This window comes from Kitasatospora purpeofusca (assembly GCF_000718025.1).
GTDB classification, from domain to species: domain Bacteria; phylum Actinomycetota; class Actinomycetes; order Streptomycetales; family Streptomycetaceae; genus Kitasatospora; species Kitasatospora purpeofusca.
This window is the reverse complement of the sequence record NZ_JODS01000016.1, coordinates 53,174-65,310: the sequence shown is the minus strand read 5'-3', so window position 1 is coordinate 65,310 and position 12,137 is coordinate 53,174. Positions and strand designations below refer to the sequence as shown.

General features: G+C 72.7%; 10 protein-coding genes. 2 read left to right on the top strand and 8 right to left on the bottom strand.

The features are described from left to right. Positions 1-101: 101 nt before the first annotated feature. From IF01_RS0122570 to IF01_RS0122535, 8 genes are all read right to left on the bottom strand, one after another. A complete protein-coding gene (locus IF01_RS0122570) occupies positions 102-605 on the bottom strand; it encodes a DoxX family protein (protein WP_030395315.1) in 504 nt (167 codons plus the stop codon). 20 nt (positions 606-625) lie between these two features. After that, positions 626-1,300, bottom strand: a complete 675-nt coding sequence (locus IF01_RS0122565) for a hydrolase (RefSeq protein WP_030395314.1) — start codon at positions 1,298-1,300, stop codon at positions 626-628. Positions 1,301-1,399: 99 nt separating this feature from the next. Then, positions 1,400-3,298 carry an amidohydrolase gene (locus IF01_RS0122560; RefSeq protein ID WP_030395313.1) on the bottom strand — a complete coding sequence of 633 codons (1,899 nt, stop codon included), beginning with the start codon at positions 3,296-3,298 and terminating at the stop codon, positions 1,400-1,402. A gap of 22 nt (positions 3,299-3,320) precedes the next feature. Continuing rightward, on the bottom strand, positions 3,321-4,031 hold the full coding sequence (locus tag IF01_RS0122555; protein WP_030395312.1) for a GPR1/FUN34/YaaH family transporter: 711 nt from the start codon (positions 4,029-4,031) through the stop codon (positions 3,321-3,323). Positions 4,032-4,325: 294 nt separating this feature from the next. Further along, the gene (locus tag IF01_RS0122550) at positions 4,326-5,228 is read right to left on the bottom strand and encodes a ribosome-inactivating family protein (RefSeq protein WP_030395311.1); all 903 of its coding nucleotides are present in this window, start codon (positions 5,226-5,228) and stop codon (positions 4,326-4,328) included. 201 nt (positions 5,229-5,429) lie between these two features. Beyond that, the gene (locus tag IF01_RS0122545) at positions 5,430-6,440 is read right to left on the bottom strand and encodes a hypothetical protein (protein WP_030395310.1); all 1,011 of its coding nucleotides are present in this window, start codon (positions 6,438-6,440) and stop codon (positions 5,430-5,432) included. A gap of 178 nt (positions 6,441-6,618) precedes the next feature. Next, positions 6,619-6,951, bottom strand: coding sequence for a hypothetical protein (locus IF01_RS44195; protein ID WP_051755945.1), 333 nt, complete (start codon positions 6,949-6,951; stop codon positions 6,619-6,621). A gap of 29 nt (positions 6,952-6,980) precedes the next feature. Continuing rightward, entirely contained in the window at positions 6,981-8,690 is a 1,710-nt protein-coding gene (locus IF01_RS0122535) for a nickel/cobalt transporter (protein WP_051755942.1), read from the bottom strand. A gap of 536 nt (positions 8,691-9,226) precedes the next feature. Between IF01_RS0122535 and IF01_RS0122530 the strand changes: the two genes are divergently transcribed. Then, positions 9,227-10,675, top strand: a complete 1,449-nt coding sequence (locus tag IF01_RS0122530; protein ID WP_030395307.1) for a DUF4331 domain-containing protein — start codon at positions 9,227-9,229, stop codon at positions 10,673-10,675. Between the two features lie 104 nt (positions 10,676-10,779). Then, positions 10,780-12,090, top strand: a complete 1,311-nt coding sequence (locus tag IF01_RS0122525; protein WP_030395306.1) for a tetratricopeptide repeat protein — start codon at positions 10,780-10,782, stop codon at positions 12,088-12,090. Positions 12,091-12,137: the final 47 nt, after the last annotated feature.

Sequence of the window (12,137 nt, the reverse complement as noted above, 5' to 3'; positions counted from 1 at the left end):
GTGTCGGTGGTACGGCCGGGCCCGGTGGGCCGGGCCGGAGTAGGTGGTCCCGCCGCGTGCGGTGGGCGGGCCGTTGGAGGTGGGAGGAGACGGAGCCGGTCTCAGCGGCTGGGGGCCACCGGCTCGGGGCGGTGCAGCAGGACGCGGACGGCGAGTCCGCTGCCGACGCCGCCGAGCAGGGTGACCGCCACCCACCAAGCGGCCCAGGGCGCCAGGCCCAGGGCCTGGTCGACGGAGTAGCGGCCGGGCCCGGTGAGCGCGAGTACGGTGGCGACGACGATCAGCACGAGCGGGTACTCGTAGCCGTCCTTCTGCACCCAGAGACCGTGCGGCCACTTCACGGTCAGGGCGACCGTCATCACCCCGGCCGCGCCGGCCGCCGCGAGCGGGGTCAGCGCACCGGCCGCCAGCAGCAGGCCCGAGCCGATCTGGCCTGCCCCGGCCGCGAGGGCGGTGAGGGTCCCCCCGCGGAAGCCGTCGTGCCGGAACTCCTCCGTGCCGCCGGCCAGGCCGCTGCCGTCGAGCCGGAAGCTGACCTTCTGGATGCCGTGGCCGGCGATCAGCAGCCCGGTGACCAGGCGGAGAACGAGCAGACCGGTGTCCATGGTCACGTTCCTTCTCCCGCTCAGCCCGCGGCGTGCGGGGAGATCATGGACTGCGCGTAGACCACGCCCATCCCGTACGCGCCGCCGTGCTCCTTGACCACGTCCAGGGTGTCCGCATAGGTCTCGGTGCGGGCCCAGTCGCGCTGGAGCTCCAGCAGTACCTGGAGCCAGGTGACCGTCACCGCGCCGGCGGCGGTCATGCGCTGGAGGGCGTGCTCGTGCGCGGCCGGAGTGACACCGGCGGAGGCGTCGGCGACCACGTACACCTGGTACCCCTGGGCTAGCGCGGACAGCGCCGGCAGAACCAGGCAGACCTCGGTCCAGAGGCCGGAGAGCACGATCTTGCGACGGCCGGTGGCCTTGACGGCCTCGACCAGCGCGGCGTCCTCCCAGGCGTTCATCGAGGTGCGGTCCACGATCTCGTGCTTCGGGAAGACGGCGCGCAGTTGCGGGAGTATCGGACCGGAGAAGGACTCGGCCGCGACGGTGGAGAGCACCACCGGCACGTCGAAGACCCGGGCGGCCTTGGCCAGACCGACGGTAGCGTTGATGACCCCGGCCCGGTCCGCGCTCGCGGCGCCGAAGAACATCTGCGGCTGGTGGTCGACGAACAGCATCAGCGCGTTGTCGGGCGAGATGAGGTCCGGGCTGGGCCGGGCGGAGACGTCGGCGAGGTCGAAGGCGAGGTCGGTCACGGTCAACTCCTTGGGAGAGGACGATCGGGTTCGGTCTGTCGGTCAGGTCGGTCGGTCAGGTTCGGTCTGTCGGTCGAGCGGTGTCGGACGGACGGCAGGTCAGCCCCCGTAGCAGGGGTCGACGAACCCGGCCGGGCCGGCGGGTTCGAGCCCGCGGGCGAGCCGCCACCGGTACTGCTCGTCGGAGCCGGCCGCCACCTCGGCCACGCGGTCGGCCTGCCGGGCTCCGGAGGCCGACGGCGGCAGGGAGGCCTGGTAGCCGCCGAAGCGGGCGACCGGGCTCCAGGCGGGGCTGATCGGCGGCGCCGCCTCGTCCAGGCCCTCGTACTCGGCCACCGCGTGGACGAGCCGGCCGCCCACCACGGTGAGTACGGCCTCGATGTGCGGGATGTCCTCCGCCGGGACGGTGAAGTAGTCGTGGGAGAGCACCGCGAAGTCCGCGAGGAAGCCCTCCTTCAGCAGCCCCTTCACCTCCTCCTCGCCGGTGATCCGGGCGCCGCCGCGGGTGTACAGCTCCAGCGCGCCCTCCCGGGAGAGCAGCCGCTGCGGCGGGTAGAGCGCCCGACCGCCGACGGTCCGCCCGGTCACCAGCCAGTGCAGGGCCACCCAGGGGTTGTAGGAGGAGACCCGGGTGGCGTCCGTGCCGGCCGCGACCGGCAGGCCGAGCGCCAGCATCTCGGTCACCGGAGGGGTCCGGGCGGCGGCCTCGGCACCGTAGCGGTCGACGAACGCCGACCCCTGGAAGGACATCCGGTTCTGCACGCTGATCGCACCGCCGAGGGCGGCGATCCGCTCCAGACTGTGCGGGGAAACGGTCTCGGCGTGGTCGAACAGCCAGCGGTTGCCGGCCGGGAAGAGCCCGTCCGCGGCGAGCTTCTCGAAGACCGCGAGGTCGCGCCGGATCGTCTCGTCGTACGTCGCGTGCAGCCGGAAGCCCCAGCCGTGCTCCATCAGCAGCCGCACGGCCTGCTCGAACCGGCCCTCGTAGCCGGCCTCCAGCTCGGGACGGGGCTCGCTGAAGTTCTCGAAGTCGGCGGCGGCCCAGGTGAGGTTCTCCCCCGCGCCGTTCAGCCGCAGCCACTCGTCGCCCTCGTCCGGGCGGACCGTCTCGACCCAGCGACGCAGGTCGTCGAGCTCCTGTCCGGCCGTCTGCGGGAACAGGTGATAGGCGATGCGCAGCGTGAGTCGTCCTTCGCGGGCGAGCTCGACGACGGTGGCGTAGTTGTCGGGGAAGTTCTGGAAGCCGCCGGCGGCGTCCACCGCCGAGGTGAGGCCGAAGCGGTTCAGCTCGCGCAGGAAGTGCACGGTGGAGGTCTTGCGGTCCGCCTCGTCCAGCGCGGGCGCCTTCGCCAGGGTCGAGTACAGCACGAGCGCGCCGGGCGCGGCCAGCAGGACACCGTTGGGTTCGCCGTCCCGGCCCCGGACGATCTGGCCGCCACGCGGATCAGGGGTGTCGCGGGTGAATCCGGCCGCGCGCACGGCGGCCCGGTTCAGGACCGCCGACTGGTAGAGGTGCAGGACGAAGACCGGGGTGTCCGGCGCGACGGCGTTGAGCTCCGCCGGGGTGGGCAGCCGGCGTTCGGCGAACTGCTCGGCCGTCCACCCGCCGACCACCCGGATCCACTGGCCCTTCGGGGTACGGGCGGCCTGCTCGCGGAGCATCGCGAGGCCCTGGCGCAGCGAGCGCACACCGTCCCAGCGCAGTTCCAGCACGTAGTTCAACCCGCCGCGGATGACGTGCAGATGGGAGTCGTTGAGGCCGGGCACGACCCGCCGGCCCAGAGCGTCGACCACCCGGGTGTCCGGTCCGATGTGGGCCGCGACGGCGTGCTCGTCCCCGAGGGCGAGGACGCGGCCGTCGCGGACGGCGAGCGCGGAGGCCTCGGGCCGGGCCCGGTCGCCGGTGTGGATCTTGGCGTTGCGCAGGACGAGGTCGGCGGGGTGCTGGGGCGGACCGGCAGCGGGCACAGTGCCGCCGACGGGCATGGAGTCAGCCATGATCGTCGCTTTCAGGAGGAGTTCAGAGGGTTCGGCGGACGCCGGCCTGGCGTTCGAGGTCGCGCAGCTGGACCGTCAGGCCGCCCTCCACCGCGTGGTGGGCGGGACCGCTGCGGCCGATCGGCAGGACCTCCTCGCCCCTCATGTCCTCCAGCATCAGCGCGAACGCCGTGTAGAGGGCCACGGCCGCGAGCAGCAGCCCGAGCGCGCCGGAGAGGGTGCCCAGCGGGGCGAGGCCGGTCAGGTTGGAGAGCGCGGCCACCGCGAACCGGGGCACCGCGGTGCACAGCACCAGCCAGAGCGCCCGCTTGCGGCCCGCGACCGCCGCCATCATCAGGGCGAACAGCGCGAAGGTGGCGTTCAGCACGCCCAGGACGCGGGTCCCGCCGACCGGATCCACCACCAGGACGAGCGAACTCGCCAGCCAGAGACCGGAGAAGCAGGCCATCAGGGTGGCCGCCAGGACGTCCCGGGCACCGAGGGCGAACACCGCCACCACCAGTTGCAGGACGAACGCGGGCAGGATCGCCAGGCCCACCGCCCGCCGGGCGCCGTCCTCGAAGACGCCGAGCTGGAAGCAGCCGACCATCACCGAGGCGATCCCGACCGTGTAGAACCCGAGCGGCATCGGCGACGCGATCGGCCGCAGGTTGATCCGGGTCATGCCGCGCAGATCGGGCTCGAAGCGCCGGCCGTCCGGCGCTCCGGCCGGGGAACTCTCACTGGTCGTCATGGTCCCTGTTCCGATGGGGTGGAGGAGAGGTGCGGTCCGGGTCGTGCCGGTCCCGGCCGCCGGGGCGCGGCGGGACCGGCGCCGGGGTCTGCCGCGGTCTGCCGCGGTCTGCCGGAGTGGCTGCGGACAGGGCCGACGGTAGCCAGCCGGCCGGGTCCCGAGTGCTCCCTGGCTGCACCGGGCTTGCCCACGGGTGCACCGGTGCACCGGTGCGGCGGAGCACGGCGGTACGGCGTGGTCACCTGGCTCCCCCGGGCCGGCCTCGGCCCAGGGGGAGGCCGTGGAATCCCCCGATCAGCGGGGCACCTTGGCGTGGAGCTCCATGTAGCCGACGTAGGCGAGGAAGGCCGCCAGCGTCTGGAACGTCCGGCCGCTGATGCTGAACGTCGGCGTCTGGCCGCTCAGCCGCCGGTACACGAACGTCGAGGCGTCGTCCCAGTGCTGCTGGAGGTCGACGTTCTCCGGGCCCATGGCGTTCGAGGTGTAGTTGCGGATGTTGCCCCGGACGTTGTCGAAGATGCGACCGAAACGGGCCGCCTCGGAGGTCGCCTGGATGATCGTCACCATCTCGCGGGCGAAGCCGTTCGAGTCGCGCTGGAGGCGGGTGGCCGCGGTCGCGATGCTGGTGAGGGCGTTGGTGAGGTTGGCGTAGCCGATGGCCCGCCCGGCCCGCTCGCCCGTGCCGCCGCCGGGCAGCCGCGAGTAGTTGCCGTCCCAGGGCAGGCGCTGGAAGTTGACGCTGTGGGTGACCTGCTGGAACTCGGTGGGCCAGACGTCCGGGAAACCGTAGTGGGTGCCCGGGTGGTTGTCGTACGCCGGCTGGTAGAAGCCGGCGAAGTAGAGGTTGTCCGCCCACCAGTAGAGCGATCCGCGGTACTGCCCGTGCGTGAGGATGCGGGCTTCGACCAGGCGGGTCGGCAGCAGCGTCGTCTCGTCGAGCTGGGAGGCGACCTCGGGGTGGTTGGGGATGTCGTGGCCGCTGATCCGGTGGAGCTGGTCGATGGCGTACCAGTAGTTCGAGTGCGCGGCCTCGCCGCCCCATTCGAGGTCGCCGATGTCCCAGTCGAACTTGGTGATCGAACCGCTGGGATCGGCGTGCGCGGCCGGCGCCGACGCCGCCTGCGACAGGCCGAGCGCCAGACCGAGCGCGAGGAGGAGGGCGACGAGCCGCCGGCCCACTGCGGTGTGGATGTGCACGAGTTGACTCCTGTGAGAGCTGATCGGGAACACGACCAACCCTTCCAGCGGAGAGGACGCCGACTTCGCCCCCAGCGCACATCCCCCGTCCCCACGGCGCACAACGGCCGGACGCACGGGCGCAGAACGCCCCGTGCCCCGACCGGAAGATCCGGTCGGGGCACGGGATGGCAACGTGTCAGGGGTTCGTGCCGTGTTGTGTCACTGAAGGCTGAGCCGGTGGGGGTGGCCGGGATTCCGGGGGCACACGAAGACGTACAGGATCCCGTCACGGCTCACGAGGACGGACGTCGCCCCGATCGCTCCCTCCAGCGTCGCCCGGTCCTCCACCGGGACCCAGCTGCTGCTGAAGCTGTCGCACTCGTAGCTGGCGATGGTGAGGAGAGGTTCCATGGGCTGTCCGCATTCGCAGTCCATGGGTGCCGGATCCGTCACGTGCCAGGAGGCGAATCCGCCGACCTTCCAGCCCGGGGCGATCGAGAGGTCGCTCCGGTAACCGACGTCGTCCGGCTCGCGCTCGTCCTCGGGTACCTCCCACTTCTCTATGCGCCGGCGCAGACGGTCGGGAAGCAGATCGATGTACTGGTGCTCCACCACCTGCTCCGGGTGCAGGACACAGGGGTCGAGCACGTACCCCGGAGCACCGACCACCACCGGCTCCGGCTGCTCGGCCAGTACCTCACGGACGTCGGCGGAACGGCGCCAGCGCAGGTCCAGCGCCAACTGGTGGCCGGTCCCGTGGGCGTTGAAGGGGCACCAGAACACCTGGAGCACGTCGCAGTCGACCGGCCCGCCGAACAGGTCGGGCACGTCCTTCCGGTAGAGCTGGGCGACTGCCAGAAGGGGGATCGGGTCGGTGTTCGCCAGCCACGGGGCGTGGCGCCCGCGCTTCAGCGAGGCCAGGACCTCCCGTTCGGCGTCCGTCAGTCCGGGCCCGACTCCCGGCTCCGGGGTGCGCCGCCAGGCCTCCGCCCGGATCCGACGCTTGAGCCGGACGTTCTCCACCCGCTCGCCCGAGCTCCGCTTGTGCGGGTGCGTACACACCGGCCACGGCTCGTCGGCCGGCCAGAGCATCGGCCCGCCCACGGAACTGTCCCGCACGCCGGGGACCCCGGGCCTGGGGTGCAGGCGAGTGGCGGTCCGCCGGTACCGGGCCAGTTCCGGGAAGAGGCCCTCCACGTCCACCGGCCGCTCGGGTGTCGTACGGGCCACGCCTGTCCTCTCGTCCTGCCGTCACACGCCTCATGAGTGCGTCCCGGCATTCTGACATCGTTCCAGCAGGTCAGCGGCCGTCGATGCCCCAGGCGGCCGCTGGGGCGTCGACATCGGCGCGGGCGTCCGCGGAGCGGGTCCGGTCACCGGGCGGCGGGGGCGGGTGGCGTGTCAGGTCCTACTGCGGGGGTGACACACGGCTCGTGTCGCCGCCGAGTTCGGCGTACAGCTCGGTCCACCGGCGGTCGGTGTCGGTCGGCGGACGGCCGTCGCAGTACGTTCTGGTCCCGTTGGCCGTGTAGAAGCGCATCATCTCCAGCACCGCCCGGGGGTCGGAGTTCTCCCGTCCCGTGTACTTGGTGCCGGGGTCCTGGCTCTGGTGCTGGATGCAGGACGGGGACGGCGTGCCGGGCTGTGCGTCGAAGCTCCCGTTCGGCTCGGCTCCGCACGCCGTCAGCGGCGCAGCGGCGAGGAGGATCAGGCACAGCAGGTGCGCGCGGCGGGTGGTCACGGTGGTCGGCCTCCGGTGGGGACGGGTGTTCACAGGGTCGAGGGGAAGCTGCGGACGACCAGCCCCACCCCCACGGTCAGGATGAGCAGGGCGGTCAGCAGGGCGCTGTACGGGGCGATCCGGCGCAGCCGACCCACGAGGGGGCCGTCCGCCACGCCCGCGAGCCGGTCGCCGAGGCGGACCAGGAGCAGGCCGACGGCGGTGAGGGTGGCGGCCATGCCCAGGCCGTAGGCGAGCACCAGGGCCGCGCCGAAGAGGGTCCGGCCGAGGGCGACGGCGCCCAGCAGGACCACGAGGGCGGACGGGCTGGGGACCAGGCCGCCGGCGATGCCCAGGCCGATGAGGGTGCGGCGGCCGGGTGCCGCGGGGTCGTGGTGGTGATGGTGGCCGCCTCCGAACAAGCCGTGTCGGTGGCCGTGGCCGTGCGACTGGTCGTGGCTGTGGTCGTGATCGTGCGAGTGGTCGTGGCCGTGGCCGTGGCCGTGATCGTGCTCGTGGTCGTGGTCGTGCGGGTGACTGTGCCCGTGGTCGTGCGAATGGGCGGCGTGTGCATGGGTGTGCGCGGCGTGTGCGTGCGGGTGCGGGTGCTCATGATGCGCGTGGTGCTCGGTCGGTGCGGGTGACGCGGACACGTGCGCGAGTTCCCTTCGGGGTTCGATGTCCGCGTCCTCGTGGGAGTGCCGGTGGTGCTCGTGCACCCGGGCACTGCTGCGCGATCGCCGGAGCGCGTCGCGCAGCAGGCCGGCGCCGACGGCGGCGACCAGGGCGCCGCTGAGTACGCCCAGCCAGCCGAGCAGCACATCGCCGGCCAGCGAGGAGAACGCGGTCAGGCACAGGCCGATGACGAGGACGCCGGCGGTGTGGGTGGCCGTGACTGTCGCGCCGACGGTGACGGCGTCGCGGGTGCTGCCCCGGCGGCCCGCGAGGTAGGCGGCCATCACGGTCTTGCCGTGTCCGGGCAGCAGCGCGTGCCCCGCGCCCAGGACGATCGACAGCAGGACGGCGAGCAGACCGAGGGGGACGGTGAGGCGTTGGGCGGCGCCGAGTTCGGTGAGGCGGGCGTCGAGACTGCTGAGCCAGGCCGTGGGCCCGGTGCCCTCCGCCGTCACGGCTGCCCCCTGGGCGGGTGACGAACTGCCGCCGGGGAGCGCACGGAACTGGGCGTGGGTGACGCCGCTGGGGCTGTCGAGCAGGTCGCGGGGGTAGTCCCGCAGTTCCTTGGAGACCGAACTGCTCGGGACGTCGGCGTCCTGGACCGTCGCCCCGTCGCCCCGGACGGTGATCTCGTTCCATCCGACCCGGCCCGGGTCGCTGCCGCCGGCGACGCGCACGGTGGTTCCGTCGGCCGGGAGGCGCAGTTCGGCGCGCAGCAGGCACTCCAGGCGGCTGGTGCGCAGCCCTGCGGAGCCCTCCTCGTACTGGAACCGCGCGGAGTCCGTTCGCCAGGTGAGCGCCGCGGTCGCCCGGTCGGTCGTCACCCGGAGGTCCCGTGCGCTCCGGTCGCACTGCTCGGACGCCCAGGCGGTGCGCTCGGCGTCGTCGACGGTGCCGTCGCCGTTGCGGTCGACCTTCGGTTGCTCCTGGAGGGTGGGAATCTCGGCGGCGTCGGTGACGGCGAGGACCTCGATGTCGTCGGCATGGACGGTGAGGCCGAGGTAGTGGTTGAGGGAGAAGTTCCCCAGTGGGTGGGCGCCGGCGGCGGGCGCCGCAAGGGTGAGCAGGCAGAGGGCGCCTGACACCGCCGCACCTGTCCGGGCGAGAAATCGTGGGACCGCCACGCTGGGCCTCCGGGGAAGGGGCCGGCTGCCGTGGCGAAGCCCGGCCCGGCAGGAAGAGAGGAAGAGGGAAGGGGCCGAGGGGGCCCACATCACCTTCGGGGCTGCCGGGCAGCTCGGAGTGGTCACCGTTCCGGGCCGTCCACGGGGACCACTCGCACGGAGCACCGCTCCCGGACACGGGTTCCCATCGCTCGAACATTCGATCCTCACCGCACAATTGCGGTGCAACCTGCGCCACGACTCCCTCTTGCATATGGCTTGCAACTACTGCCTGTTCGCACCAAAAGCGGCAGGTCAGGGGCGTCTGCACCTGCGCGAGTGACATCGCTGACCCATCGGGGTGAGGCGACCGAACCACGCCTGCACCGCTGACGAAGCCCTGACGGGATCCGGTCCACAGTGCCGAGTGCGGCTGTCCAGCCGAATCCCGCCGCTCCGCCGCCGCGTTCGGCCCGGAGCGGCCACCGCCCCCTCACGGAAGCGAGCACCCCACCCGCATGAACGTCACGCTCCGCCCTGCCCGTAGAAGCTCCGTCGCCCGCACCGCGGCGATCCTCACCGCCATGGGCCTCGCGCTCGCCGGCACCGCGGTCCTCGGGTCCGGCGCCGGTGTCAGCACCGCCTCCAGCCACCGCGAGGCGCCGCTGATCGCCGCCGACCCGCAGGTCGACAACACCGACGTCTACGCCTTCACCAGCCCCGACAAGCCGGACACCGTCACCCTGGTCGCCAACTGGCTGCCGTTCCAGGAGCCCAACGGCGGCCCCAACTTCTACCCCTGGGCCGACGGCGCGCACTACGACATCAACATCGACTCCCAGGGCACCGGCAAGCCCGACCTCACCTACCGCTGGACCTTCCACACCGAGGACCGGCGCGGCACCAACACCTTCCTCTACAACAACGGCGTGGTGAACAACCTCACCGACCCCACCCTGCTGTTCCGCCAGTACTACACGCTCCAGGAGCTGCGCCCCGGCTGCGACCCGGTCACCCTGGTCGAGCACGGCACCGCGGCGCCGTCCGACACCGGCCGCGCGTCGATGCCGAAGTACGGGCAGCTGCGGCAGCAGGCGACCGTCCAACTGCCGGGCGGCGGGCAGACGGTGGCCACCCAGGCGGCCGATCCGTTCTTCCTGGACCTGCGGGTCTTCGACCTCCTCTACGGCGCCAACCTCTCCGAGGTCGGCCAGAACACCCTCGCCGGGTACAACGTCAACTCCCTGTCCATCCAGGTGCCCAAGAGCCGCCTCGCCTTCAAGGGCGACTCCGGCCGCAACCCCGTCATCGGGGTGTGGTCCAGCACCGAGAAGCAGACCCTCAAGCTCAGCCCCGGGAAGGCCGAACCGACCGGCAAGTTCGTCCAGGTCTCCCGCCTCGGCAACCCGCTCGTCAACGAGGTCGTCCTGCCCGCCGGACTGAAGGACGCCTTCAACTCCCTGCCGCCGTCCGAGGACCACAACCAGCCCGCCGTGGTCGCCAAGGTCCTCAACCCCGAGGTGCCGCAGCTGATCCAGGCCATCTACGGCCTCCCGGCCCCGGCCACCCCGCGCACCGACCTCCAGGAGATCTTCCTGACCGGGATCGCCAAGGCCGCCAACGGCCCCCTCGCCGTCGACCTCAACTCCCAGCTGATGAACCAGGACATCGACCCGAAGAACTTCGTGCCCGCCGAAGAGCTGCGGCTGAACATGTCCACCCCGGTCACCGCCAAGCCCGACCGGCTCGGCGTCCTCAACGGCGACTTCCAGGGCTTCCCCAACGGCCGCCGCCTCACCGACGACGTCGTCGACATCGCCCTCCAGGTCATGGAGGGCGCCACCCCGGGCCACCTGATCGGCGCCCTCGCCGCCGGCGACAAGGTCAACACCGCCGACAAGCCCTTCGGCACCGCCTTCCCCTACATCGCGCTGCCGTACGACAAGGCCGTCAACCAGGCCCACTGACCCACCCCGCCGTGCGGGTGGCCGGCGCCACCGTCGGCCACCCGCACGGCCCCCACCCGCCGCACCGCCGAAGAACCCGCCGAAGAACCCGCCGAAGGGCCCCCATGCGCCGCCTGCCCCTGCTGCTCACCACCATCGCCCTGTGCGGCGGCCTGGCCGCGTTCGGGGCACTCGACCGCACCGGGCCCGGCGCCACCCGCCCGGCCGCGGACACCGCCGGGCCTCCGGACAGCCGTTCCGCCCACGACAGTTCACTGAGCCACGCGATCACCGCCGACCAGCAGCGCCTGCGGCAACTGCCCACCGACGCGGCCCTGTGGGCACGCCTGGGTGCCGAGTACGTCGAACAGGCCCGCCTCACCGCCGACCCGGCCTACTACCCCAAGGCCGACGAGGCGCTGCACCGCTCCCTCGCCCTGGCCCCGCAGGCGAACGCCGACGCCCTCACCGGCCTCGGCGCCCTCGCCAACGCCCGCCACCTCTTCGACCGGGCCCGCGAGTTCGCCGAGCAGGCCGTCACCGCCTCCCCCGCGCACTGGCCCGCCTACGCCGTCCTCGCCGACGCCCGCACCCAGCTCGGCGACGACACGGGCGCCACCGAGGCCGTCCAGCAACTCCTGGACCGCCGCCCGGGCACCGCCTCCTTCACCCGCGCCGCCTACGACCTCGAACAGCACGGCCGCACCGACGACGCCCGGGCCGCGCTCCGGCAGGCCCTCGACGGCGCCTACGACCCGGCCGGCAAGGCCTTCTGCCACTACCAGATCGCCGAACTCGACAGGAACTCCGGCCGCGCCGACGACGCCCTCACCGGCTACCGGCAGGCCCTGCGCACCGACCCCGACCACACCCCCGCCCTCGCCGGCCAGGCCCGCGCCGAAGCCGCCCTCGGCCGCACCGACGACGCCCTGCGCGACTACGCAGCGGCCGTCGCCCGCGTCCCGCTCTCCCAGTACCTCCTCGAACTCGGCGAGCTCCAGGAATCCCTCGGTCACCCCGAACAGGCCCAGGAGCAGTACCGGCTGCTGGCCGCCGAACAGCGGCTCGCCGCCGCCAACGGCGTCGTCGACGACCTCACCCTCGGCCAGTTCCAGGCCGACCACGGCGACCCGGCCGAAGCCGTCCGCCTGCTTCGGGCCGAATGGGACCGCCGGCAGAACGTCCTCGTCGCCGACGCCCTCGCCTGGGCCCTGCACCGAACCGGCGCCGACGCCGAGGCCCTCGACCTCGCCCGGCGGGCCCAGGCCCACGGCTGGCACAACGCCCTCTTCCTCTACCACCTCGGCACTATCGAACTCGCCCTCGGCCGCACCGACGACGCCCGCACCCACCTCAGCGAAGCCCTCACCACCGACCCCGCCTTCAATCCCCTCCAGGCACCGCTCGCCCGAACGGCACTCGCCGGCCTCCGCTGAGCGGGGCCGAGCCTCGCTGCTCGGACCCGGATGTCCGCAGCAAAGCC

Coding starts and splice junctions, on each gene's coding strand:
- IF01_RS0122570 (WP_030395315.1), bottom strand. CDS start 605: ATGGACACCGGTCTGCTCGTTCTCCGCCTGGTCACCGGGCTGCTGATC.
- IF01_RS0122560 (WP_030395313.1), bottom strand. CDS start 3,298: ATGGCTGACTCCATGCCCGTCGGCGGCACTGTGCCCGCTGCCGGTCCG.
- IF01_RS0122555 (WP_030395312.1), bottom strand. CDS start 4,031: ATGACGACCAGTGAGAGTTCCCCGGCCGGAGCGCCGGACGGCCGGCGC.
- IF01_RS0122530 (WP_030395307.1), top strand. CDS start 9,227: ATGAACGTCACGCTCCGCCCTGCCCGTAGAAGCTCCGTCGCCCGCACC.
- IF01_RS0122525 (WP_030395306.1), top strand. CDS start 10,780: ATGCGCCGCCTGCCCCTGCTGCTCACCACCATCGCCCTGTGCGGCGGC.